This is a genomic window from Rhizobium sp. RU36D (genome assembly GCF_900176345.1).
In the GTDB taxonomy this organism is placed as follows: domain Bacteria; phylum Pseudomonadota; class Alphaproteobacteria; order Rhizobiales; family Rhizobiaceae; genus Allorhizobium.
This window is the reverse complement of sequence record NZ_FWXU01000005.1, coordinates 166,227-189,573: the sequence shown is the minus strand read 5'-3', so window position 1 is coordinate 189,573 and position 23,347 is coordinate 166,227. Positions and strand designations below refer to the sequence as shown.

General features: G+C 62.1%; 23 protein-coding genes. 7 read left to right on the top strand and 16 right to left on the bottom strand.

Features of this window, described 5'->3' with window-relative positions:
• Genes B9A97_RS08590 through B9A97_RS08565 form a run of 6 tightly spaced genes read left to right on the top strand, consistent with a single transcriptional unit; the run spans position 1 to position 5,160 of the window.
• A complete protein-coding gene (locus B9A97_RS08590; protein WP_084364771.1) occupies positions 1–624 on the top strand; it encodes a HEAT repeat domain-containing protein in 624 nt (207 codons plus the stop codon).
• Positions 625–1,461 carry a CheR family methyltransferase gene (locus B9A97_RS08585; protein ID WP_084364769.1) on the top strand — a complete coding sequence of 279 codons (837 nt, stop codon included), beginning with the start codon at positions 625–627 and terminating at the stop codon, positions 1,459–1,461.
• Positions 1,462–1,469: 8 nt separating this feature from the next.
• Complete coding sequence (locus B9A97_RS08580) at positions 1,470–1,838, top strand: response regulator (RefSeq protein WP_084364767.1); 369 nt, start codon at positions 1,470–1,472, stop codon at positions 1,836–1,838.
• Positions 1,838–4,555 carry a chemotaxis protein CheA gene (locus B9A97_RS08575; protein ID WP_084364765.1) on the top strand — a complete coding sequence of 906 codons (2,718 nt, stop codon included), beginning with the start codon at positions 1,838–1,840 and terminating at the stop codon, positions 4,553–4,555. Before B9A97_RS08580 ends, B9A97_RS08575 begins: the two co-directional genes overlap by 1 nt.
• Positions 4,545–4,784: a hypothetical protein gene (locus tag B9A97_RS08570; protein ID WP_084364763.1), complete on the top strand. Its 240-nt coding sequence runs from the start codon at positions 4,545–4,547 to the stop codon at positions 4,782–4,784. Before B9A97_RS08575 ends, B9A97_RS08570 begins: the two co-directional genes overlap by 11 nt.
• Positions 4,785–4,794: 10 nt before the next feature.
• Complete coding sequence (locus tag B9A97_RS08565; RefSeq protein WP_084364761.1) at positions 4,795–5,160, top strand: response regulator; 366 nt, start codon at positions 4,795–4,797, stop codon at positions 5,158–5,160.
• Positions 5,161–5,532: 372 nt separating this feature from the next.
• On the opposite strand, the gene B9A97_RS08560 is transcribed toward B9A97_RS08565, so the two are convergent.
• The 10 genes from B9A97_RS08560 to B9A97_RS08515 form a co-directional block, all read right to left on the bottom strand.
• A complete protein-coding gene (locus tag B9A97_RS08560; protein WP_084364759.1) occupies positions 5,533–5,901 on the bottom strand; it encodes a response regulator in 369 nt (122 codons plus the stop codon).
• Between the two features lie 261 nt (positions 5,902–6,162).
• Complete coding sequence (locus B9A97_RS08555) at positions 6,163–7,812, bottom strand: flavin-containing monooxygenase (protein WP_084364757.1); 1,650 nt, start codon at positions 7,810–7,812, stop codon at positions 6,163–6,165.
• Between the two features lie 310 nt (positions 7,813–8,122).
• The gene (locus B9A97_RS08550; RefSeq protein WP_084364755.1) at positions 8,123–8,566 is read right to left on the bottom strand and encodes an acyl-CoA thioesterase; all 444 of its coding nucleotides are present in this window, start codon (positions 8,564–8,566) and stop codon (positions 8,123–8,125) included.
• 184 nt (positions 8,567–8,750) lie between these two features.
• A complete protein-coding gene (gene paaG / locus B9A97_RS08545) occupies positions 8,751–9,542 on the bottom strand; it encodes a 2-(1,2-epoxy-1,2-dihydrophenyl)acetyl-CoA isomerase PaaG (protein ID WP_084364753.1) in 792 nt (263 codons plus the stop codon).
• Between the two features lie 36 nt (positions 9,543–9,578).
• Positions 9,579–11,141 (bottom strand): SDR family oxidoreductase, encoded by a 1,563-nt coding sequence (locus tag B9A97_RS08540; RefSeq protein WP_084364751.1) that lies wholly within the window; start codon positions 11,139–11,141, stop codon positions 9,579–9,581.
• A gap of 19 nt (positions 11,142–11,160) precedes the next feature.
• Positions 11,161–11,712: a flavin reductase family protein gene (locus B9A97_RS08535; RefSeq protein WP_084364749.1), complete on the bottom strand. Its 552-nt coding sequence runs from the start codon at positions 11,710–11,712 to the stop codon at positions 11,161–11,163.
• A gap of 48 nt (positions 11,713–11,760) precedes the next feature.
• Complete coding sequence (locus B9A97_RS08530) at positions 11,761–13,881, bottom strand: acetate--CoA ligase family protein (protein WP_084364747.1); 2,121 nt, start codon at positions 13,879–13,881, stop codon at positions 11,761–11,763.
• Positions 13,882–13,900: 19 nt separating this feature from the next.
• Entirely contained in the window at positions 13,901–14,788 is an 888-nt protein-coding gene (locus B9A97_RS08525) for an SMP-30/gluconolactonase/LRE family protein (RefSeq protein WP_084364745.1), read from the bottom strand.
• Between the two features lie 75 nt (positions 14,789–14,863).
• A complete protein-coding gene (locus B9A97_RS08520) occupies positions 14,864–16,096 on the bottom strand; it encodes an ABC transporter substrate-binding protein (RefSeq protein WP_084364743.1) in 1,233 nt (410 codons plus the stop codon).
• A gap of 74 nt (positions 16,097–16,170) precedes the next feature.
• Positions 16,171–16,926: an SDR family NAD(P)-dependent oxidoreductase gene (locus tag B9A97_RS08515; protein ID WP_084364741.1), complete on the bottom strand. Its 756-nt coding sequence runs from the start codon at positions 16,924–16,926 to the stop codon at positions 16,171–16,173.
• A 230-nt stretch (positions 16,927–17,156) separates the two neighbouring features.
• Here B9A97_RS08515 and B9A97_RS08510 point away from each other — a divergent pair, with 230 nt between their 5' ends.
• The gene (locus B9A97_RS08510) at positions 17,157–17,936 is read left to right on the top strand and encodes an IclR family transcriptional regulator (RefSeq protein ID WP_084364739.1); all 780 of its coding nucleotides are present in this window, start codon (positions 17,157–17,159) and stop codon (positions 17,934–17,936) included.
• Between the two features lie 14 nt (positions 17,937–17,950).
• Here B9A97_RS08510 and B9A97_RS08505 read toward each other — a convergent pair whose 3' ends face one another.
• The 6 genes from B9A97_RS08505 to B9A97_RS08480 all read right to left on the bottom strand — a co-directional run bounded on the left by B9A97_RS08505 (position 17,951) and on the right by B9A97_RS08480 (position 23,347).
• Entirely contained in the window at positions 17,951–18,931 is a 981-nt protein-coding gene (locus B9A97_RS08505; protein WP_084364737.1) for a branched-chain amino acid ABC transporter permease, read from the bottom strand.
• Between the two features lie 2 nt (positions 18,932–18,933).
• Entirely contained in the window at positions 18,934–19,803 is an 870-nt protein-coding gene (locus tag B9A97_RS08500) for a branched-chain amino acid ABC transporter permease (RefSeq protein WP_084364735.1), read from the bottom strand.
• A 2-nt stretch (positions 19,804–19,805) separates the two neighbouring features.
• Complete coding sequence (locus tag B9A97_RS08495) at positions 19,806–20,549, bottom strand: ABC transporter ATP-binding protein (protein ID WP_084364733.1); 744 nt, start codon at positions 20,547–20,549, stop codon at positions 19,806–19,808.
• A complete protein-coding gene (locus B9A97_RS08490) occupies positions 20,542–21,336 on the bottom strand; it encodes an ABC transporter ATP-binding protein (RefSeq protein WP_084364731.1) in 795 nt (264 codons plus the stop codon). The genes B9A97_RS08495 and B9A97_RS08490 overlap by 8 nt, the downstream gene beginning before the upstream one ends.
• A gap of 80 nt (positions 21,337–21,416) precedes the next feature.
• On the bottom strand, positions 21,417–22,571 hold the full coding sequence (locus tag B9A97_RS08485; protein ID WP_084364729.1) for an acyl-CoA dehydrogenase family protein: 1,155 nt from the start codon (positions 22,569–22,571) through the stop codon (positions 21,417–21,419).
• Complete coding sequence (locus tag B9A97_RS08480) at positions 22,571–23,347, bottom strand: enoyl-CoA hydratase/isomerase family protein (protein WP_084364727.1); 777 nt, start codon at positions 23,345–23,347, stop codon at positions 22,571–22,573. The genes B9A97_RS08485 and B9A97_RS08480 overlap by 1 nt, the downstream gene beginning before the upstream one ends.

Here is a 23,347-nt window from a genome sequence, read left to right as displayed (position 1 = left end):
ATGCCGCTGACCAAGCACAAGTCCGACCCGGCAGCGAAATCGGATCAAGGATCGCCTCTGTCTCAAGACGAGGCCATCGAGCTGCTCAAAAGCCCCGATCCTTCGCAACGCCAGGCGGCGGCGCGCAGCCTGGCCGGCAGCGAGCCGGCGGCCGCTGCTCTTTGCGACCGCTTCATCGTCGAAGACAATGCGCCGACGCGGGAGGCGCTCGCGGTGGCCATCATGCGAACCGGCAGCCGGGTCGCGGTGGAGAAGCTTCTGCCCTTGCTTTCGTCCGAGAGCACCCCGCTCCGCAACCATGTCATCGAAATCCTGCAGGCGCTTCCCGCAGACGTGGCGCCCCACATGGAGGAACTGCTTGATAATCCGGATTCGGACGTCCGGATCTTCGCGGTCAATATCCTGGAAGCCCTGCGCCACCCCAAAGTCGAGGACTGGCTGATCGCGGTGATTTCGACCGACACCCACGCGAACGTGGTCGGCACGGCCCTCGACCTCCTGGTGGAAGTCGGCACCAAGTCGTCTATCCCCTCCCTCATGCGGGTCCGGGAACGATTTGCCGAGGAACCATACCTGCAGTTTGCCGCTTCAAATGCGATCCAGCGAATTGGAGCAGGATCCTGAATGTCAAACCTGACGATCGGCCACGAGGACTTTCAGAAATTTCGCGAGTACTTCTATCGCAAGACCGGCATCCTGTTCGAGGACAACAAGCGCTATTTCGTCGACAAGCGGCTGATCGAGCGCATCCAGGCAACGGGCAGCGACGGCTTCCGCAACTACTTCACCATGCTGCGCTTTCAGACCTCTAACGAGGAATTGCAGGCGCTCACCAATTCAATGACGGTGAACGAGACCTACTTCTTTCGCGAGTCCTATCAGTTCGACTGCCTTGTGAATTCCATGCTGGATGAGGCAACGCAGAACCGCAAACCCAACCAGCCGATCCGCATCTGGTCGCTGCCCTGCTCCACCGGGGAAGAACCCTACTCGATCGTCATCTACCTCCTTGAGCATTGGTCGAAGCTCGAGCAATTCGACGTCGAGATACTGGCCTCCGACATCGATACGGAAGTGCTGAAGGCGGCGGCGGCCGGCGTCTTCAGCCCGCGTTCCGTCCAGCACCTGCCGGCGGCGCTGCTGAAGAAATACTTCACCCGGCTCGCCAGCGGCAGCTACAAGATCGATCCCGAGATCGCCGGCCTGATTGATTTCTCGCGGGTCAACCTGCTCGACCCGCTCGATACGATGAAATACCACGACATCGACGTGGTCTTCTGCCGCAACCTGTTGATTTACTTCGATGACACGTCCCGACGATCTGCCGCCGAGACCTTCTTCAATGCAATGCGGCCAGGCGGTTTCATCTGCCTTGGCCATTCTGAGTCCATGAGCCGGATTTCCGATCTGTTCACCGTCCGGAAGTTCAAGGACGCGATCGTTTACCAGAAGCCGAGGTGAGCATAACGATGAAATCCATTTTGATAATCGATGATGCCTCGACGGTCCGCATGTACCACCGGTCACTGCTGGAAGAGGCGGGCTTTGCCGTAGATGAAGCCATCAACGGGATCGAGGGACTGGAGAAGGCGCTGGGCAAGCGCTACGATCTCTATGTGGTCGACGTGAACATGCCGAAGATGGATGGCTACGCCTTCCTGCGCGAGGTGCGCAAGCGCAAGGAGATCCATCAGGCACCCGCCGTCATGGTTTCGACCGAGGCGGAGGAGCGGGATCGCCAGCGGGCCTTTGCTGCCGGCGCCAATTTCTACCTCGTCAAACCCACCAAACCGGCGGAACTGCTGGAAGTGGCCAGCCTCATGGTCGGAGGCAATTGATGCCCAACCTGCTCAAACAGTTCGTCCTCGACGCTCACGACATCCTGGAACGGATGGGCGAAGCGCTGCTTGCGCTTGAAAAACGCCCTGACGACGAAACCATGGTGGACGAACTGTTCCGAGCGGCCCATACTTTGAAGGGCAATTCAGGCCTCTTCGACATTCCGACCTTTACCCGCGTCGTCCACGCGGCTGAAGATCTGCTCGACAAGGTCAGAGATCGCGAGTTGTCGATCGACAACGACATGACGGACGACCTGCTCGACTCCATGGATTTCATCCAGCAGATGGTCGAGGCGGTCGAGGCCACCGGTGGCATACCGGATCACTTCACCGATGCGGCCGAGGCGCGCATCGCGCGGTTGCGGGAACGCCTGCCCCTTGTGGACCCTTCGGCGGCAACCGCTCAGGAGTATGAAAACCCCGACCAGGTAAAGCCGCCGACCACGCTTGATTGGCTCTCGCGCCTCGATGAGAGCGAGCGCCTGTCGTTGATCACTGATGGTGGCGCCGATCTTCTGGGTGTGCTCTATCGGCCGGAGCCGGAATGCTTCTTCAAGGGCGAGGATCCGCTGCTGGTGCTGCGCAATCTGCCGCATCGCCAAGCCTTTCTGATTTCTCTCACCACGCCATACGGCGACCCAGGGGAAACCGACGTTTACCGCTGCAACCTGGAAATCCAGGCGCTTAGCCGCGCTGCCGAAAAGGACCTGCGCGAGCATTTTCGCTATATGCCGGAGCAGGTGGCGATCTATCCGGTCGCCCGCCATTTGCTGGCGCAGCCCACCGGCAGTGCAGGTTGCGACGAAGGCTTGCGGGACGAATTCCTCGCCCAGGCCGACCAGGCGCTTCGCCAGGCCGATACTGCCATGCTTGCATCGGCTGCCGAAGCGATGCTCGACATGCTGAACCCGGAGCTGAAGGCGGCCTCCACGCTGCGCTTCATCCGGGCGCTTGCCCTTGGCGGCGCTGATCACACTGTCCTCCAGGCGCTGCTAAAGGCTTTTGAGACAGGGGAACCACCGGTGTTTCCGAGCGCCGAGCTGCCGGAACCAGCCGCATCTTCTGTTGCCGATGCCACATCCGCGGCTTCACCGGCGATCCGTGCAGCCCAGGGATCGGTACCCTCGGCTCCGCCGCGTGGAGGTGCTGCGTCGGTCGCCTACAATATTCTTGCCACCCAACGACAACTTCTCGACATGGCAGCCCCCGACGATCAGTGGGAAGGTCGCCTCAACGCCGTTGGCAATACGGTCAGAGCCATGTTCCAGGCGCGGCAGATGACAGCTGCGGTAGAAGAGCTGGATGGAGTGCTGGAGCGCTGCCGCAACGACGCCAGTCTTGTCCCGCTGGCCTTTTTCCTGGATGAGAAACTGGAAGACCTTGAGGGCGAGACAGCCACGCCTGCGGTCGCAGCGCCTGTTGCCGCACCCGCCACAGAGGAACCGGCTGCCCAAGCCCCAGCGACCCGTGAGCGCGCAGGTGCCGAGGATGGAGCCGACGTCGGCAAGGCTGCCGAGCATTCGGACCGGCCGGCCCGCACACTCAAGGTGCCCCAGGAGAAGATCGATCGGCTGATGGACCTCATCGGCGAGATGGTGGTCGCCAAGAACGCCCTGCCCTATCTCGCGGCAAAGGCCGAAGATGTGTATGGCTCGCGCGATCTTGCCCGCGAAATCAAGGCGCAATTCGCCGTGATAAACCGCATTGCCGAGGATATGCAGGACGGGATCATGCAGGTGCGCATGCTGCCTGTCGGTCACGTCTTCCAGCGCTTTCCCCGCCTCGTCCGAGACGTGGCGCGCCAATTGGGCAAGAAGGTGCGCCTGGTCCTGGAGGGCGAAGATGCCGAAGCCGACAAGCACATCGTGGAATCCCTAGGGGATCCACTCATCCATATCCTGCGCAACAGCCTGGACCATGGGCTGGAAACCCCCGAGGCCCGTCGTCTGGGCGGCAAGCCGGAGGAAGGCCGTATCCTTGTCAGGGCGAGCCAGGAAGGCGATCGCGTCCTGATCGAGATCGAGGATGACGGCAAGGGCATCGATCCGGTGCTGATCAAGAGAAAGGCGTTCGAAAAGGGCCTGATCGATGAGGCGCGGCTGGAAACCCTGACCGATGCCGAGGCTATCCAGTATATCTTCGCTCCCGGCTTCTCCACGGCCGAGACCGTATCGAACCTCTCCGGACGCGGGGTGGGCATGGATGTGGTCAACACCAGCCTGCAGAAGATCGGCGGGCAGATCCGGCTGACCAGCGAGAAAGGCCGGGGCACGCGCATCCTGCTGACCCTGCCCCTGTCCGTCTCGGTATCGCATGTGCTGATGGTGAGGATGAACGGGCAGCGTTATGGCGTGCCGATGGACGTGGTGGTCGAGACCGTCCGCGTGCCACGCGCGGATATCCATGTCATCAAGGACCGGCGCGTTGCCGTCTTGCGCGGGCGCATCGTGCCCCTGTTCGGCGCCGACCATCTGCTGCAGCTTCCCGATCCGCCGCTCGCCAATAACGACGATGAGTTCGCCGTCCTCGTCGCCCGGGTGGACGGCGCCGTCGTCGGCGTGATCGTGGATGGCTTTGCCCAGACGACCGACGTGATCCTGAAACCCCTGGAAGGCCCGCTATCCTCGCTCGCCGGCTTCCTGGGCAGCGCCCTTCTGGGTGACGGAAGTGTGCTGCTCGTTCTCGACCTCAAGGAGCTGATGCATGGCGCTTAAGTTTGGAAAGTCCCGCGTCGAACTGACGGGAGAGGTGGTGGTCGACGATGCCGAGACGCTGTTCGGCTGGCTGACGACCAATACCAAGGCTCAAGTCGATGCAAGCAAGGCAACCCATATCCATGCGGCGGTGCTGCAAGCCCTCGTCGCCGGCAAAGGCCAGATTTCGAAAATGCCGCAGGATCCGTTTCTAGCGGACTGCATTCGCCAGATTAACATGCCAGTATAGGACCAAAGACATGAAAACCATCTTTGTCGTCGACGATTCTCCTCTCATCATTTCCTTTTTGAAGACGACGCTTGAAGGCGCCGGATACAAGGTCAACAGCGCGGCCGATGGTGCGCAGGCTGTGTCTGCCTTGAAAGTGGCGATGCAGAAACCCGACCTCATCATCACCGACATCAACATGCCGCACATGAACGGTCTGGAACTGATCAAGAACGCCCGGCAGATGTTTCGCTTCACGCCGATCCTGGCGCTGACGACGGAGAACCAGGCGGCCAAGCGCGACGAAGCCAAGAAGCTGGGAGCCACGGGCTGGCTGACCAAGCCGGTGACGCCCGACGACCTGTTGAAGGTGGTACGCCAGGTGCTGCCGGGCTAAAGCATGCCTCCCAAAAGTGGGCACCGGTTTTGGGACAAAGGCATGCGAAAACAAAAGTCTACAGCAGGCCCATGAATCCGAATCAACGCGACCTGCTGTAACACGCAGGTAGCACAGATGCGATCGAAGGTTTTCAAAAGCCGTTGCAACGATCGCGTTGTCAGTGATGGATGGCAGCCGTGCGGAAGACCAAAACGGCTTGCCGCCATTGCTCAAGCTGACTTCGGCATAGAATGTCGAACTGTGTACGGGTAACGCGCGCTACTGCGCGAACCATCTGATGCAAACGACAAATGTCCGGGAAGCCGCATATCCCATGCGACTGCCGGACATCCTTCCATGACAATCTGAAAAAAAGCGCTGAGATTGGCGTCAGGCGGCCTTGGCCAAGAGCGCATCGATGACCTTCAGCACATCGGTCGGCTGAACGGGCTTTACCAGCCAGCCGGTTGCACCGGCGCGCTTGGCCTCATCCTTGATCCCCAGCTGGGATTCCGTCGAAACGACGATGATCGGCGTGAACCGCAGCTTCTGCCGGACGGCGCGGATCAGCTCCAATCCATTCATATTTGGCATGTTCAGGTCTGTCAGGATGAGATCCGGGCGCATGCCCGAATTCACGCGCTCCAAAGCCTTGGCCCCATCGGGACAGGCTTCGACCTTGAACTGAGCCCCCTCCAGTGTCGACTTCAGCGACCACTGTATCAGCGTCGAATCGTCGACGACGAGTATCGTTTTCATCTGCTGCTCCAAACCAGCTATCAGACCTAAAAGGAGCGGGAGGTCCTGAAAACCATGTGCTTTAAAGCTTGCAGCCCCCACGCCCGGCACAGGGGAATATCTATCAGAGAATTACGCATGCGTAATTAAGCGTATACTTAAACATTGATGCTTCATAGGAATTCGGGGGCTGGCATCAGACCCCGCTGGCAAAGCGTCGATCACGGCGACGGTATAATCTGCACCGTGATCTTGCTCATAAGCCGCCTGTCTATCCCACCGTCAGGCGACTTCTTGCCTGTTGACACCTGTAAACGTGAACTCGCGATATCCGGCGCGGGCGGAAGCGGCGCAATGTTCGGCATATCGCGGAAAGCCGCCGGTGAAGATCGTGAGGCCCTTTGGCTTGCCTTCGACATTGGCGCCGACATACCAGGTCTGCGCCTTGGACAGCAGAGTGCGCTGGGCCAGCGTGTTGACGGTCTCCATCCAGCTGTTTTCCGCCTCAAGCGTCGGCTCCATGGCTGAGAGGCCGTTGTGATGCATGCTGGTGAGGGCGTTGGCGATCCAGTTCACGTCGTTCTCGCTGATGCGGACGATGTTGGCGAGGGCGGAGGGCCCGTTTGGTCCCGTCGTCATGAACAGGTTGGGGAAGCCGTTCATCATCAGGCCGAGATAGGACCGCGAGCCGTCCTTCCATTTGTCCTTCACGCGCAGCCCGTCGCGTCCGACCACGTCGAAGGCCAGCATGGCACCGGTCAGACCGTCATAGCCGGTGGCCAGGATCAGCATGTCCAGTTCCACCTCGCCCGAGCGCAGCCGGACGCCCTTCTCGGTGATCTCCTCGATCGGATCGTCAAGGCAATCGAGCAAATGGACATGCGGCAGGTTGTATGTCTCGTAATAGCTGGAATCGAGGCAGGGGCGGCGCGCGAAGACCGGATAGCCCCGCGGCTTCAGCTTTTCCGCCACCGCGGGATCGTGCACGACCTCGCCGATCTTCTCCCGCATGAATTCCGCCACATGTTCGTTCGCCTCCGGGTTCGTCAAGAGGTCGCTGAACGTGCCGAGCATCGCCAGCCCACCTTGTTTCCAGGCGTCTTCCAGGAGGGATCGGCGCTGCTGCGGTGTGACGCTGAAGAAGGCGCGGGTGGATTGCGGCCGCAATCCGCCGACGGCGCTGTTGAGTGCGGCTGCGCGCAGCCCCGCATAGTTGCGCTTGACCTCGGCGACATAGTCCGGTTCCAGCGTCTTGTTGCGCATGGGCATGGAGAAGCTAGGGGTCCGCTGGAACACGAATAGCTCGCCCGCCCGCGGCCCGACCTCCTGGATGATCTGGATGCCGGTCGAGCCCGTGCCGATGACGCCCACGCGCTTGCCGGCAAAATCCACCGGCTCGTGCGGCCAGCGAGCGGCACGCATCAACTCTCCCTTGAAGCGATGCAGGCCGGGAATTTCCGGGTCCTTCGGCACCGAGAGCGGACCGGTGGCCATGACGCAATAGGTCGCCTCGTAGAGCTCCCCACCTTCCGTGAAGACCTGCCAGATCTGGCGCTGTTCGTCCCAGATCGCGCGGGCGATGCGCGTGTTGAACTGGTAGTGCTTGCGCAGATCCAGCCGGTCCGCGACGAAATTCATGTAGGACAGCAGTTCCGGCTGGGCCGCGAACTCTTCGCTCCAGGTCCATTCCTGCTCGATTTCGGGGGAAAAGGAGAAGCAATAGTCGATGCTCGGCAGATCCACGCGCGCGCCCGGATAGCGGTTCCAATACCAGACACCGCCGACATCGCCACCGGCCTCGAAAGCCTGGATCGACAGGCCCATTTCGCGGAACTTGTAGACCGCATACATGCCGCCGAAACCCGCACCGACGATCACCATGTCAAGGCGCTTCACGGCCTTCATATCCTGCCCAGCAGTCTTGTCGCTCATCTGAATTCCTCCCTTGCGATATCCATGCCGCATCGGCCGATGCGCGAAACGCGCAACGCCTGGCCTTTGTCCGGCGCCTTCTCCCCGGCACCCGCAAAGGGCAAGCCAGCCTCCTCACGAGGCAAGGATGTCATTCAAAGGAGAGGCTGCACAGCGAAATTCATCCGTGCAGCTTGAATTCACGTACATGAATTCCGGCATCGCCAGATCCCGCCGCGAAGCGCTCAAAATGCGCTGACGCCCACCTCCGCCACGATGGATGTCGTGGCGTTGAAGACGACGCCGATCATGACGGATGGTGCTTGGGAGATTAGACGCTGTGAACCCTCAGCGCTTCCAGCACCTCTCGGTGTTCCGGCTTCAAGGGCATTGGTCGGCGCGATACGGCATCGACATGCACGTGAACGAAATGCCCCTGCGCCGAGGCCGTGTTTTCGTCGTTGCGGAACAGTCCTATTTCATAGCGAACGGAGGACGAGCCGAGATCTGCCACACGAACCCCGGCAGTCACCTCGTCTGGATAGGCCATCTCGGCGAAATAAGCGCAGCCGGTCTCCGCGACCACGAAGATCGTGTCTCGGACGGCACGGCTCAGAATGCCCTTGTCCACCAGCAGCCGGTCAATGGCCGTATCGAACAGCAGGTAATGCACGACATTGTTCATGTGGCCATAGATGTCGTTGTCGGACCAGCGCGTGGTCATGGTTCGGAATACGCGATAGTCCTCGCGCGCATTTGGCTTCGGCCTCGTCATTAGTCCTCCCGTCGCCTCGCGACATACCCCACCACACAAGCATCCATCAGAGCGTCAGGCCCACAGGCTTTCAAGGCATCGCAGGCAAAGATGCCGAGGATTCATGTATCTGAAACTCGCGCGACGATATGGCAGCCACGCCTCCTTGCCGCCCGGCCGCTCACCTGACAGGGGAACCGGCGGTTCAGCGGCCGACGAAATGCGGGGGCTCTCCGGCGCGAAACGCAGCGACGCCGATGCGGTAGTCCTCGGAATGTCCCGCCTCGCGCTGGAGGGTGGCCTCCAGCGCGAGTTGCTCCTCCAACGTATTGGAGCCGCTGGCCAGCAGTGCCTGCTTCATCAGGGCGAAGGCGCGGGTCGGGCGCTGCGCCAGATCGGCGGCCAGAGCTTCGGCCTGCGGCATCAACTCAGTATCGTCCACCGCCTTCCAGATCAGCCCCCATGCAGCCGCATCCTCGGCCGTCAGCGGCTCGCCCAGCAGGAAGAGCGCCCGGGCCCGGGCATCGCCGATCAGCCGCGGCAGGAAATAGCTGCCGCCGGCATCCGGCACCAAGCCGATGCGGGAGAATGCCTGGATGAATTTGGCCGACCGGGCGGCCAGGACGATATCGCAGGCCAGGGCTACATTGGCGCCGGCGCCGGCTGCCACGCCGTTGACGGCACAGATGACCGGCTTGGGCGCGCTGCGGATGGCAAGAACAAGCGGATTATAGTTCTCGGCGAGAGAGGCGCCCAAGTCCGCGACCTGCCCTTCCTCCAGCTTGCGTTCATTCAGGTCCTGGCCGGCGCAGAAACCGCGACCGGCTCCGGTCAGCAGGATGGCACGGCAGGCGCTGTCAGCCGCTGCTTCGTCAAACGCCGCCTTCAACGCCTTGTGCATGCCAACCGTGAAAGAGTTCAGTTTTTCCGGTCGGTTGAGGGTGATGGTGGTGACAGCGCCGGTTCTGGACACCAGAACGGGAGACGGCTCGGACATGATCAACTCCAGTTTTCTTGGATATCTGTATCGGCATTATTGCCCGGAGAGTTCTGCAGCATCTCCAGCATCCCCGAAAGCCGTCCAGCCTCCATCCACATAGAGGATCGACCCGTTGATGTAGGAGGCTTCGGACGACGCGAGAAATGTCGCGGCCTCGGCGATATCAGCGGGGGCTCCCAGATCCCCCATCGGAATCCGGCGGCGGATCTTCATGATGTCGATACGCTCGGCCTGTTCCAGCGCCGCGACCCCCGGGGTTCTGATATAGCCGGGTGCCAGGGTGACCACGCGGATGCCCTCCGGCCCCAGTTCGCCCGCCATACAGCGGGTCAGCATGTCGATCCCCGCTTTGGACGCACCATAGGCGTGGCGGGGAGCAAATGGCAGGAAAGTGTTGATCGAGCCGATATTCAGAATGACACCGCCGGGTCGCGGCATGGCGCACAGCGCCTCCCGGGCACAGAGGAAAGTGCCTGACAGATTGACGTCGAGCAGCGACATCACATCTTCGGCGCGTTGCTCCCCGACCGGCAGGAAACGATCGGCGACACCGGCATTGTTGACGAGAACATCGATCCGGCCGTGGCGCTCCGCGATGTCAGCGAATACACGCACCACCTGCTGCTCATCAGCCACGTCGACTGCAAATACATTCTCCCCGGCGGAGCCGGCTACATCCCGGTCCAGTATGATGACCGTATCGCCAAGGCTCTGGAAGCCGGCGGCGATCGCCTGTCCGAGCCCGCGCGCACCGCCAGTGACCACCACCACCCGCGGCCTGGACACCTCGGCCGGACGGTTAAGTTCCGCAGGCGGCACGCCGTCAACAGGCGGGTGGGCCTCGCCGGGCTGGTTGAAACAGGCCCAGCCACCATCGACGGTGAGCACCGTTCCGGTGACATATCTTGCGGCTGGGGAGGCGAGAAATGCGGCGGCGGAGGCGATCTCCTCGGGCCGTGCCATCCGCCCCATGGGAATGCGCTGCCGCACGCGCGCGAGATCGGCCTTGCCGTCCCGCTCCAGGCCCGCCACCATGGGCGTGCGGACATAGCCGGGCGCCACGGCGCAGACGCGGATCTTGCGGCTTGCCCATTCGCAGGCAAGCGACCGCGTCAGGCTGATGACGCCGGCCTTGGAGGCGGCATAGGCATTGCGTTTCGGATTGGAGACTATGCCGGCGAGCGAGGCGATATTGACGATCGCCCCGCCGTCAGGTCCCATGCGTTGCGCGACCTCGCGCGCCAGAACCATGGGACCGACGAGGTTGACGCTCAGGGCAGCGCGAAAATCCTCCAGACGGGTGTCCGCCGTCGCGGCCATGGTGGGGCCGAGAGCGGCGTTGTTGACGAGAACGTCGATGCGTCCGAAGTGCCGGAAAATGGCCTCGACGGTGGTGACGATATCCGCCTCGCGCTGCAGGTCGCAGGCAAAGGCGCCATGCCCCTCGCCCAACGAACCGGCCACCTCCTCGATCGGTGTGCCCGGGAGATCGATGGCCGCGATTGCATGGCCCTGCCGCGCCAGGGTTTCACACAGCGCGCGACCGATCCCGCCCGCAGCACCGGTAACGATGGCAACCTTCCTTGCTTCGTTCATGATCTTGTCTCCGCTCGCCTCAGGTGATCGGTTGCAGGCGACGGAACAGGCCGTCGCGATAGAGAAGCACATCCTGCGGCAGAGAGGCGACCCCAACCACGCGTCCGACATAGATGGCATGGCTGCCCGAGACGAAACAACTCTCGACGCAGCAATCGAAAACGGCCACGGCCCCCTCCAAGACAGGCGCGCCGGTCACCATGTCCCGCCAGTCGCTCACCGCATAGGCCTCGGCAGGGTCAACCACCGGGGCGGAAAACAGCCGGGCGACGGGATGATGGGCATCTGCCAGCATGTTGATGGCAAAGGCCCCGCTCTGGGCGATAATCCTGTCTGCGCCGGCACTGCGATTGACGCAGACCAGCATGGTCGGCGGCGCCGCCGAGACGGAACTGATGGATGTCGCCGTCATGCCGGTTCGCGCGTCGCCATGCCTTGAGGTGATCACGGCGACCGGCAATGCGATCTGCCGCATTGCCAGCCTGAATTCGTCCGCATCGACATACGCCTTGGTGCCGAGCTGGTTGCTGTGGGCCGGGCGCCTATCGGCTTTGTCCTGGGGTGGGGGCATGGGAGGGGCCTTTATCTCGGTGTTGCCGCAGCAGGGCGCGGTGGGCAATCAGGTCTCTGCGACCTGCCTGGCAACGATCAGGGCGTCCAGTGGCACGACGCCGTTGCCGCGCTCCATCACCAGAACCGGATTGAGATCGATGCTGTCGATCCGATCGGCGTTTGCAGCGGCAAAATGCGACAGCTGCGACAGCAGGTCGGCCAGCGCCTCGATATCGGCGGGCGGCGCACCCCGCACACCCTCCAGCATCGCAAATCCCTTGATGTCACGGATCATGCGCAAAGCTTCCGCCTGATCGAAAGGCGCGGCGCGGAAGGTCACATCCTTCAGAACTTCGACGAATACCCCGCCAAGGCCGAACATTACCATCGGCCCCATGACGGGATCGTTGAAAACACCGGCAATGGTCTCAACACCCTTCTTGACCATCGGCGCAAGGATGACGCCTTCGATGACGGCCTGGGGCGCTTTCTCGCGAACGCCGGCAAGCATGTCGGCCATGGCTAAGCGCACCTGGGCGGCATCCCTGAGGTCGAGCCGAACCCCGCCAACCTCGGTCTTGTGCGGGAGATCGGGGGATGAAATCTTCATGACGAGGGGATAGCCGATCGCGTCTGCGGCGGCCGAGGGATCCTCCCCCGGCGCGACCAACCGCTCATCGGGAAACCGGATACCGGCATTCGACAGGATCGCCTTGGCCTCATGTTCTGCAATGGCTCTTTGCGGAATATCAGTCACAGAAAGGACAGACTTGGCCTCTGTCTTCGTCTTCGCCTGGTCGAAGCTGTGGCGAAAGCGCACGAGCGCACCCAATGCATGGATCAGCGCGGTGCCGTCCTCATAGACGTAAAAGCCCTTGTCCTCATAGCTGCGAACGATATCAGGCGGTGCCGACATCGTCACGCATTTGAGGCAATGGTCCTTGCCGGCGGTGGCCTCTTCCAGCGCCTGGCGGAGCGAGGCCGCAAAGGATGGGCTGGCCGGACCGACGCCGAATATCCCGGCAAAAATATTGTAGGCGCCCTTGTCCAGCATATCGGAAATGAAGCGGGTCATCAGCGGCAGGTCCGTCACCGCCTGCGCCGTCGCATCCACGGGATTTCGCGGCGACGCGTAGGGAAGAAGCTCCTTCAACTCCTCCTGGGCCTGTTCCGGCATAGGCGCCACATCAAGGCCCGCTTCCGCCGCATCATCCGCCATCTGAATGCCGAAGCCGCCGGACATTGTGAAGATGCCAAGCCGGTTGCCGGACGGGAAGACCCCGCGTGAGGCGGCGTAGGCAACGTCAAGCTGCTCCGCCGTTGTGCGCGCCCGGTGAACGCCATATTGCCGCAAGACGGCGTCGAACACGGCGTCCGATCCCGCCAGCGCCGCCGTGTGGGAACTCACTGCATGCTGGCCGACCTCGGAACGCCCGACCTTCATGAAAACGATGGCGGTCTCACGGTCTCGGGCGGTTTCGAGGGCGGCGATGAAGGCGTCGCGATTGCGCACGCCTTCCGCATAGGCCATCACCACATTGACGTCAGGCTGCTCCACGATCCACTGCAGGGCTTCCGCGACATCGATATCGCATTCATTGCCTGTCGTGACCCAATGGTTGATGCCGAGCCCCCACTGGCGGGCCAGATGGGTGATATGTGATCCATAGGCGCCACTTTGCGACACGATGGAGATCGGCCCGGGCTTCACGAAACCGGTATCGAAGATGGCCGAAAACGTCCCGTAGTAATTGGCGCTGGCGTTAAAGACACCGAGACAATTCGGCCCGAGCAGGCGCATGCCGCTCTCTCGGGCGACACCCGCCATTTCCAGCTGCAGCGCCCGCCCCTCGTCCGAGGATTCGGCAAAGCCTGCGGAAAACACGATGGCCGAGGTCACCCCTCGCCCGGCGCATTCGCGAACGGCTTCAAGCGTCGCGGAGGCCGGAACTGCCAGAATGGCGACATCGGGCGTCTCCGGCAGGCTTGATATGGAGGCCCAGGCCTTCACACCCTGGACCGTGTCCCGGTTGGGATTGACGGGGTAGATCTTCCCCGCAAAACCACTTTCCCTGAGATAGCGCAGCGGCCGCCCGCCGATGCGCGCGACATTGTCCGACGCGCCTACAAGGGCGATGGAGCGGGGCGAAAGCAGGGACGAAAGGGAACGGTGCCTGGTGGCGCTCATGATGTCAGTCCTGACCGTTTCAATGGGAAGGGGGAGCGCCGAAACGCTGTTCAGGCAGGCCCTTCACACCCAGGCCCTCGATGGCAAAGAGACAGCCGCCATGCGGATGTCGGGAGATGGCGCGGCCCGAGCCGGAATTGCGGATCGACGTCACGTAGAGCGTCGAGAGGTCCCGCCCGCCGAAGGCCAGGCATGACGGCATGTCGGTCGGCGCCTTGATCTTGCGCTCAAGCCGTCCATCCGGCGCAAACCGCGCGATTTCACCCACCTGCACCAGCGCGACCCAAACAAAGCCCTCGGCATCCACGGTCGCACCGTCAGGCCCGGAGCCAAAGGGTTCGGTATCGACGAACATGCGCGCTTCCGTCAGTGGCTCCGGACCCTCGCCATAGCGATAGGCGCGGATGGTGCGGTCCAGGCTGTCGGCAAAATACATGGTGTCGCCGGAAGGGCTGAAGCACAGCGCGTTGGAAATGCGGATACCATTGGCCAGGACATCCGTCGCGCCATCGGGCGATATGCGGAACAGCGCCCCGCGTGGATCGGCATGCACGCCCATGGAGCCGCAAAGAAAGCGGCCGGAGCGGTCAACCTTGCCATCGTTGAAGCGCACCGCCGGATCCGGCGGCGAAATCTGGAACAGGGGCGAGAACGTCCCTGATGCAATGTCGAAGCGATAGATGCCATCCGCAAGACCCGCCACCAGCGTCCCATCCGCGGCAAGGCCGATCGACCCGATCATCGACGGTGTTTCCCAGCACTGGAATGCCCCCGTCTGCGGGTCATGGGAGCGGATCAGCTTGGAGACGCCATCCACCCAGTAGAGGCGCGAGCTCTCACCGTCCCAGACCGGACTTTCTCCGAGCAGGTCGGGTTTTTCGCACACGCGCTTGTAGATGACGGACATGGTGATCCTTCATAAAATCTTGGCATTGATGGAATGGAGACCGGTGGCGAGCGTCCGCCGCCACCGGCTGACGGATCAGTTCGACTTGAGCTGTGGGCAGACACTCTCAGCGGCCGGGCGCCAGGCATCCTCTGCCGCAACGATGCCGGTGATCTCGTAGTAGTCGTAAGGTCCCTTCGATTCAGCAGGCTTCTTGATCCGGGCGGAGTAAAGCGGCCGCATGACTTGTCCATCGGCGCGGATCGTGACGCCCTTCATTTCGAAGTCTTCGATCGGCAGTTCGCGCATCTTGGCTGTCACGGCCTCGCCGTCATCGGTGCCGGTGGCCTTGATCGCCTTGAGGTAGTGATGGATGGCGCTATAGGTGGAAGCCTGCGGCTCATTGGGGGCACGGCCACCAAAGGCTGCCTTGAAGCGATCGGCAAAGGCACGGGTCTCGTCGGTCCGATCCCAATAGAAGGGCGTGCTCAAGCGCACATCCTGCAAGATCTCCAGGCCGATGCCGTGGGTCTGGTTGAGGAAGAGCCCGAGAGGGGCGATCTTCTGTCCACCCTCCGACACGCCGAACTCCTGGGCCTGCTTGACCACATTGGCAAAATCCGAGCCGGAATTGGCAATGGCGATGACCTTGGCCCCGCTGGCCTGTGCCTGGACGATATAGGACGAGAAATCGGTGGAGTTGAGCGGGTGCAGGACCGAGCCGATGACCTTGCCGCCACCCTGTTCGATGAAGCGCGTGGTATCGGCCTGCCAGGCCTTGCCGAAGGCATAGTCAACAGTGATGAAGAACCAGCTGTCCAGCCCCTGCTCCAGCAGGGACTTCACCGTTGCCTTTGGCAGGGCGTAGGTATCCTGGACCCATTGGGTCGTCATCGGGGTGCACTTCTCGTTGGTGAAGGCCGAAGACGCCGTGCCGACCAGCATATAGGGCTTCTTGCGCTCCTTGGTGATATCCTGAACCGCCAGCGCGATGGACGAGGCGGAGCAGCCGGCGATGGCATCGACGCCATCCTTGTCGAGCCATTTCAGCGCGGCAGCCACACCGACATCCGGCTTGTTCTGGTCGTCAGCGACCACGATCTCAATTTTCTTGCCATCGATGGCACCGCCGACATCTTCGACGGCAAGCTTGGCCGCCGCCACCGAACCCGGGCCGCAATTGTCGGCATAGGGACCGGATTGGTCGTTCATGATGCCGATGCGGATGACGTCATCGGAAATGCCCGCCGCCAAGGCCTGCTGCGATCCCGAAGCCAGGAGCGCCGCAAGGATGCCGGCTGTCACAAGAGTATGCGATCTGCTTTTCATGTCTCTCTCCCCTTTTGCGGCCGCCGGTCCTCCTCCGGGAATGGCGCGCGTTTCCTCAATTCTCAACCCTTCAGTTACGAAAAGGCGAATGTCTGACCGCCATCGACAAACAACATGTCTCCGGTGATGAAGCTGGCTTCGTCGCTTGCCAGAAAGACGGCGGCGCTGGCGATGTCCTCCGGGCGACCCAGGCGCCCCAACGGAACCCGGGCCCGCCGACGCTCCCAGGCCTCTTCGGTCACCACGAGATTGGCGCCCTCCGTCGGCGTGGAGCCCGGCGCAATCGCGTTGACACGAATGTTGCGCGGGCCAAACTCTGCCGCACCGGAGCGGGTCATGCCCAGGACCGCCGCCTTGATGCCGCTGTACATAACCCCATGCTTCATCGCGAGCATGGATGATGGCGAGCCGATATTAATGATGCTGCCGCCGCCGGCCGCCTCCATGGGAGCCAGCACTGCCTGATAGCCCCAGACGACACCCTTCAAGCCGACATCGATCATGCGACCGATCATGTCTTCCGTCTGCTCCTCAAGCGGGCCGTAGCGGTTCCACATGGCATTGTTGACCAGGATGGTCACGCCACCCGACGCCGCTTGAAGCGCATCCACGGCTCGAAAGACATCTTCGCGACGCGCCACATTGCCGGCGATGCCCAGGGCACGGCCGCCCGCGGCTTCAATGGCCTCCACGGCCTGGTTGGCGATCTCTTCCTTCAGGTCGAAAACGCCGACAAAAGCCCCTTCCCGCGCGAAGGCAAGGCTGATCGCCCTACCGATCCCGCGTCCACCGCCGGTGACGAGCGCCACCTTTCCGGCCAGTCTTTGCATACCTGTCTCCCACTGCGGATCCCATGCCACGGCGCCCCTGCCCTCAAGGGCAGGCAAGGCTGTGGCTCCTGCGGAAGTCTCCTCCCTCCGCTGTCCTGCGCGGGAAAGTGCCGCGCTGGACTTGACGAGGAACATCCTGTCACGCAACGTCGCCGGAGAACAATTGCAATTCGTATGTGCGGTCGAATTTCACGGATGTGAAAGAGTGCCGTTCTGGGAGGACATTCGACATGCAGCCGTCGCAGGTAAAATCGGCCATGCGCGTTCTGGAAATTCTCGATTATTTCAAGCGGATAAGACAGCCGCGGGCGATGTCGGAGATCGCCGCGGCACTGCAGTATCCCCAATCGAGCACCACCGTGCTGCTCAAGACCCTGGTGTCCATGGGCTTCCTCAACTTCGACCGTCGCGAGAGACTGTATTTCCCGACGGTCAAGGTCACGGCGCTGGGGGATTGGGTGCCGCGCGCCCTGTTCGGCTCGGGCAAGGTGATCGAGGCCATGCGGGATGTGCACACCGCCACGGGCGAAACCGTGTCGATCAACACCAAGAACGATGTCTACCTGCAATATGTGCAAGTGATCCAGTCCGTCCATGCGCTGCGCTTCCATGTGAATGAGGGGGAACTTCGCCCGCTCACCCAATCCGCCGTGGGCTGGCTGCTGATGTCGACGATGAACGATGACCTGATCGACAATATCATCCGGCGCGCCAATATCGCCACGCAGGACGTTAGCAAACGGGTCAAGCTGCCCGAGATGATGGAGCGTATCCGCAAGATCAGGGCCCAGGGATATGCGTCGGTCGAGAATGTCCCCTTCACCGGTGGCGGCACCATCTGCGTCCTGCTGCCCATATGCATTCGCGACCAACCCGTTACCCTGGGGCTTGGCGGTGCGGCCGAACGCATTCGCCAGAACCATGATCGCTACCTCGCCGTTCTGCAGCAGGCGGCAAAGTCCGTCGAGCCCACGGATCCCTTCGACCAGCCGATCGAGATCGATTTCTGACGCTCCGCAACATTCTACGACTTGCCTTCGGCGAGCCTTGATGAGACCGGCACGGGTGGTTCGGCTGTGTCGGCTGCGCGAAGACGCTGCCTGAGGCTAGCCAATTCCCCGACGAAGCCCCGGCGGAAAAAGATCACCACCACCAGCAGAACGACCCCCTGGGCGATCAGGGCCCATTCGCCCAAGCCGGCCAGGAGATCGTTCATCACGATGATGATGGCCGCGCCGAACATCGGTCCGGTAAAGGTGCCAAGCCCACCCAGCAGCGTCATCAGGATGACTTCGCCCGAGATGTTCCAGGAGGCATCAGTCAGCGTGGCGAACTGGAAGACGGTCGCTTTCATGCTGCCGGCCAGGCCGGCAAGGGCCGCGGACAGAACGAAGGCAATCAGCTTGAAGTGGACCGTGTCGAAGCCAAGCGACTCGACCCGTGGTTCATTGTCCCGGATTGCGCGCAGTAGTTCTCCGAAGGGAGAATGCACGATCCGGTGGAAGGCCAGGATCGCGAGAACGGTAAAACCCAGGATGACATAGTAGAAGGTGAAGCTGTCCTTGACCTCGAAGAGGCCGAAGAGATTGTTGCGCGGAATGCCCTGCATGCCATTTTCGCCGCCGGTGAACGGCGCCTGAAGCAGCAGGAAGTAGACGAACTGGGAAATGGCCAGCGTGATCATGGCAAACTGGATGCCCTGCCGGCGGATGGCCAGCAGGCCGACGACCAGACCCAGGCCCGCCGAAAACACCATTCCCGCCAGGATCGACACCTCAACGGAGATCGAAGTCGTCTTCAGGATATGACCGGTTATGTAGGCCGAGGTGCCGAAAAACATGGCGTGGCCGAAGCAAAGAAGACCCGCATAGCCGAGCAGCAGGTTGAACGAGCTTGCGAAGATGACGAAGCACAGGATCACCATCAACAGCACCGGGTAGACGAAGAAGGGAGCGACCAGTGCCAGAACAGCGGCGATGACGGCGAGAATGATGTTTCTGTTCATGCTCAACCCCGATGGCTGGACTGGAAGACGCCGGCAGGCCGAAACAGCAGCGCCGCCATCATGAAGATGAAAACGACGACCGTCGCCGCTTCCGGATAGAAGACCTTGGTCAATCCTTCCACCAGGCCCAGAAGGTAACCAGTGACAATCGCGCCAAGGATCGATCCCATTCCGCCGATCACGACTATGGCGAAGACGACGATCATGACGCTCGACCCCATCGAGGGCGAGACCTGATAGATCGGAGCCGCCAGGACGCCTGACAGCGCGGCAAGCCCGGCACCGAAACCGTAGGTAAGGGTGATCATCTTTGGCACGTTGATGCCGAAGGTTTCGACGATATCAGGCTTCTCGTTGGCCGCGCGCAGATAGGCACCGAGCTTCGTATGCTCGATCAAGTACCAGGTGCCGAAACAGGTCACGAGCGAGAAGGCCACGACCCACAGACGGTAATAGGGCACGAACATGAAGCCCAGGCTGACACCGCCCGGGAAGGGATTGGCATAGGGAATGCCGGTCGCCCCATACTTCTGGCGCACAAAGCCCTCGACGATCAGGGCCACCGCATAGGTGGCGAGCAGGCCGTAGAGATGATCGAGGTTCTGCAAGGGACGCAGCAGCAGCCGTTCCATCACGACCGCCAGCATCGCGACCGCCAAGGGCGCGATGACGAGGGCGGCCCAGTAGGGCAGACCGAAGGTCGTCAAAAGCAGCCAGGCGATGAAGGCACCGATCATGTATTGGGCGCCATGGGCAAAATTCACGACGTTCATGAGCCCGAAGATAATGGCAAGGCCCATGCTGAGCATGGCATAGAACGAACCGTTGATCAGCCCGAGGAGCAACTGGCTGGCGAGTAGCTGGATGGACATGGTCACACTCCGAGATAATGCTGGATGCGCTGCGGCGAGCGGTCCAGTTCGTCCGCCGTCAGCACATCCGCGACCTGGCCGTTTTCGATGACCACGTGCCGGTCGGCGACGCGGCGCGCGAAGCGAAGGTTCTGCTCGACCAGGAGGATGGTGTAGCCGCGTGCCTTGATCTGGAGAATGAGATCGCGGATTTCCTGGACGACCACAGGCGCCAGCCCCTCGCTCGGCTCATCCAGCAACAACAGCCGGGCGCCGGTCCGAAGGATCCGGGCAATGGCCAGCATCTGTTGCTCGCCGCCCGAAAGCTTGGTGCCCTGGCTGTTGGCGCGCCGCTTGAGATTGGGAAAGGTCTCCAGCAGCTCTTCTTCCGCCATGCCACCCGGACGCAAGGCCGGCGGCAGCAGCAGGTTCTCCCGCACGGAGAGCGAAGAGAAGATGGCCCGTTCCTCCGGACAATAGGCGATGCCCTTGCGCGCGATCTCGAAGGTACGCCGGCCCATGAGGTTTTCGCCGTTGAGCGAGATCGATCCGGTTTTCTTGCGCAACAGGCCCATCAGCGCCCGCAGCGTGGTCGTCTTGCCGGCACCGTTGCGGCCGATCAGCGTGACCAGCTCGCCTTCCCGCACGTCAAACGAGATGCCATGCAGCACCTTCGATTCAGCATACCATGCATGCAGATCGCGCACCGACAGAAGGGCGGGTGCCGTAGCCATGGCGGGGTTTTGAGCGGTAGCAGCGTCACGCATCGTCTTCTCCCATATAGGCGGCCCGAACCTGCGGATCGGTGGAGACTTCGGCATAGGAGCCGTCGGCAATCACCTGGCCGTGCTGCAGAACCGTGATCCGGTCACAGAGCGTCGAAACCACCGAAAGATTGTGCTCCACCAAGAGAACCGTCCGACCTTTGGCGACCTCGCGGATCAGGTCAGTGATCGGCCCGATGTCCTCATGGCCCATGCCGGCCGTCGGCTCGTCCAGCAGCAGGAGTTCCGGCTCCAGCGCGAGCGTCGTGGCAATTTCCAGCGCACGCTTCTTGCCGTAGGACAGCGCCGAAGCCGTCAGATGGCTGGAATCGGCAAGCCCGACCTGGGAGAGCAGCTGCATCGCGCGGTCGTTCAGCGTCTCAATGGAGGCGAGCGGTCGCCAGAAGTGATAGGCCTTGCCATGGGTCTGTTGCAGCGCGACCCGCACATTCTCCAGGAGCGTCAGATTGGCGAAGGTGGCCGAGATCTGGAAGGAGCGCACGAGACCGAGCCGCGCGACGGCAGCCGGGCGCAGGCCCGATATGTCGGTGCCGTTGAAGGTGATCCGGCCTGAGGTCAGCGGCAGCGCCTTGGTCAACAGGTTGAAACAGGTGGTCTTGCCAGCTCCGTTCGGCCCGATCAGGGCATGGATCGAACCGCGCCGGATCGACAGGTTGAGGTCGCTCACCGCCAGGAAGGCGCCGAAACGCTTGGACAGGTTTTCTGCCACGAGAATATCATCCGTCGCGACGGATTGCTCTGCCCGCGGTGACCGCAAGACGCTTTGCATGCTGCATGCTCCTCCCAAACAAAGATCGTCCCGTCCGATGCTCCGCTCCCTCCAGGGCGCCGGCCGGGCATGGGTATGAATCAGCCCGGCAACCCGAGAACTGCCTTGGCCAGGATGTTGCGCTGGATCTCGTTCGAGCCGCCGAAGATGGCCGGAGCCCGCGCATCGAGAAACAGGTTCATGGCATCCACCGGCCCCGTTCCGGTCTCCAGGTCGTCGTTGTAGCGAGCTTCCTCACCCGCAAGCGCAAGCAGTTCGTCCGTGACCCGCTGGTAGAGTTCGGTGGCCACGATCTTCAGGATTGACACATCCGCACCCAACTCGCCGCCGGACCGCAGCACCTTGGCAAAGCGCTCGAAGGCGGAGCCGAGATCGTAGATTTCAAGCCGCAGCCGCGCATAGCGGGAAAGGAAGGCGGGATCATCGAAAGCGCCGCGTTCCTCGGCCAGCTTTTCAAGCCGCCCCAGGGCATATTCGGCTCGTGTCGGCGCCCCGAGGAAAATGCGTTCATGGCCGAGCACCGACTTTGCCAGCGTCCAGCCCTGGTTGACCTCGCCGACCAGGTTGCGGGCCGGCACGCGCACGTTGTCGAAGAAGACCTCGCAGAAGTCGGCCTCCTCGCGCAGGTTGGCAATTGGACGCACGGTCAGCCCCGGCGTCGTCATGTCGACCAGCAGAACCGAAATCCCGCGCTGCGGCTTCGCTTCCTTGTCGGTGCGCACCAGAACGAAGATCCAGTTGGCGCAATGGGCAAGCGTCGTCCAGATCTTCTGCCCGTTGATGACGAATTCATCGCCTTCCATGACCGCGCTCGTCCGCAGGCTGGCGAGATCGGAGCCCGCATTCGGTTCGGAATAGCCCTGGCACCAGATATGCTCGCCGGTGAGGATCTTCGGCAGGTATTCCGCCTTCTGCTCCTCCGTGCCGTGGTGGATGAGCAGCGGGCCAGTGAGGCCGATCCCATGATCTGGAATACGCGGGCAACCGAGCCGCCCCCACTCCTCGACATAGATCATGTGCTTTGCCGCCGAGAGGCCCATGCCGCCATATTCCCGCGGCCAGACCGGGGCGAGCCAGCCCTTGCGGGACAGCGCCTGATACCAGTCCTTGACCTCTTCATAGAGGGGTCGCTGCTTGCGGATGAAACGCAGTTCCGGCGGGCAGTTTTCATCGACCCAGCTGCGGAAAATCCGGCGGAATTCCTCGTCCGGCAGGCTGTTCCAGTCTTGGCTCATCAGATCGTGTCCTTGAATACAGGCTCGCGCTTTTCCAGGAAGGCCCGCATCGCCTCCTTCGAATCCTCGTGCTGGGTCATTTCGACCGTGAGGTTCTGTTCAAAGCGGTAGCCGTCCTTGAGGCCCATGGTCTCCACGGTGTTTATGGCGCGCTTGGCGAGCTTCAGCGCCGCAGGGCTTTTCGAGGAGATGGCGCGGGCAATCGCCATCGCCTCATCCATCAGCTTTTCGCGCGGCACGCAGGCCTCGATGATGCCGCGCCGGTAGAGCTCTTCCGCCGGCACGCGATAACCTGAGAGAACCATGCGCCGCGTCAGCGAATGCGGGAAAAGCCGCATCGTATGGCGCACGCCGCCCATCAGGCCGATATCGATTTCGGGCAGACCGAAGACGGCCGTGTCCGATGCCAGGATAATGTCGCTGCACACGGCCAGGCCAAGACCCGCACCAAGTGCGGGACCATTGACCGCCGCGATGACGGGCTTGTTGCACTCCATGATGCAAAAGCCCACCTCGCGGGTGCGGCGCAGGTGCCGATAGGTATCGCCGGGTTGCGCGCCGACGCTGCTGCGGGACTTGATGTCTGCACCGGCGGAAAACACCTTGCCGGCACCGGTCAAGACGATGACGCGCACGGTGGGCATCTCGTTCAGTTCATCGAAAACCGAAATCAGCTCCTCGACGAAATCCTTGGACTGCGCATTGACGGGCGGCGCATCCATGGTGACAACCGCGATGTGGTCTTCGATCGTGGTCTTGATCAGATTGTTGAGCAT

Bases quoted from the DNA above. Each gene is read 5' to 3' on its own strand.
- B9A97_RS08555 (WP_084364757.1), bottom strand. From the start codon at position 7,812: ATGAGCGACAAGACTGCTGGGCAGGATATGAAGGCCGTGAAGCGCCTT.
- B9A97_RS08515 (WP_084364741.1), bottom strand. From the start codon at position 16,926: ATGCAAAGACTGGCCGGAAAGGTGGCGCTCGTCACCGGCGGTGGACGC.
- B9A97_RS08485 (WP_084364729.1), bottom strand. From the start codon at position 22,571: ATGAGCCAAGACTGGAACAGCCTGCCGGACGAGGAATTCCGCCGGATT.
- B9A97_RS08495 (WP_084364733.1), bottom strand. From the start codon at position 20,549: ATGCGTGACGCTGCTACCGCTCAAAACCCCGCCATGGCTACGGCACCC.
- B9A97_RS08575 (WP_084364765.1), top strand. From the start codon at position 1,838: ATGCCCAACCTGCTCAAACAGTTCGTCCTCGACGCTCACGACATCCTG.
- B9A97_RS08550 (WP_084364755.1), bottom strand. From the start codon at position 8,566: ATGACGAGGCCGAAGCCAAATGCGCGCGAGGACTATCGCGTATTCCGA.
- paaG (WP_084364753.1), bottom strand. From the start codon at position 9,542: ATGTCCGAGCCGTCTCCCGTTCTGGTGTCCAGAACCGGCGCTGTCACC.
- B9A97_RS08585 (WP_084364769.1), top strand. From the start codon at position 625: ATGTCAAACCTGACGATCGGCCACGAGGACTTTCAGAAATTTCGCGAG.
- B9A97_RS08580 (WP_084364767.1), top strand. From the start codon at position 1,470: ATGAAATCCATTTTGATAATCGATGATGCCTCGACGGTCCGCATGTAC.
- B9A97_RS08530 (WP_084364747.1), bottom strand. From the start codon at position 13,881: ATGAGCGCCACCAGGCACCGTTCCCTTTCGTCCCTGCTTTCGCCCCGC.
- B9A97_RS08505 (WP_084364737.1), bottom strand. From the start codon at position 18,931: ATGAACAGAAACATCATTCTCGCCGTCATCGCCGCTGTTCTGGCACTG.
- B9A97_RS08520 (WP_084364743.1), bottom strand. From the start codon at position 16,096: ATGAAAAGCAGATCGCATACTCTTGTGACAGCCGGCATCCTTGCGGCG.
- B9A97_RS08525 (WP_084364745.1), bottom strand. From the start codon at position 14,788: ATGTCCGTCATCTACAAGCGCGTGTGCGAAAAACCCGACCTGCTCGGA.
- B9A97_RS08490 (WP_084364731.1), bottom strand. From the start codon at position 21,336: ATGCAAAGCGTCTTGCGGTCACCGCGGGCAGAGCAATCCGTCGCGACG.
- B9A97_RS08535 (WP_084364749.1), bottom strand. From the start codon at position 11,712: ATGCCCCCACCCCAGGACAAAGCCGATAGGCGCCCGGCCCACAGCAAC.
- B9A97_RS08540 (WP_084364751.1), bottom strand. From the start codon at position 11,141: ATGAACGAAGCAAGGAAGGTTGCCATCGTTACCGGTGCTGCGGGCGGG.
- B9A97_RS08570 (WP_084364763.1), top strand. From the start codon at position 4,545: ATGGCGCTTAAGTTTGGAAAGTCCCGCGTCGAACTGACGGGAGAGGTG.
- B9A97_RS08500 (WP_084364735.1), bottom strand. From the start codon at position 19,803: ATGTCCATCCAGCTACTCGCCAGCCAGTTGCTCCTCGGGCTGATCAAC.
- B9A97_RS08480 (WP_084364727.1), bottom strand. From the start codon at position 23,347: ATGCTCAACAATCTGATCAAGACCACGATCGAAGACCACATCGCGGTT.
- B9A97_RS08510 (WP_084364739.1), top strand. From the start codon at position 17,157: ATGCAGCCGTCGCAGGTAAAATCGGCCATGCGCGTTCTGGAAATTCTC.
- B9A97_RS08590 (WP_084364771.1), top strand. From the start codon at position 1: ATGCCGCTGACCAAGCACAAGTCCGACCCGGCAGCGAAATCGGATCAA.
- B9A97_RS08565 (WP_084364761.1), top strand. From the start codon at position 4,795: ATGAAAACCATCTTTGTCGTCGACGATTCTCCTCTCATCATTTCCTTT.
- B9A97_RS08560 (WP_084364759.1), bottom strand. From the start codon at position 5,901: ATGAAAACGATACTCGTCGTCGACGATTCGACGCTGATACAGTGGTCG.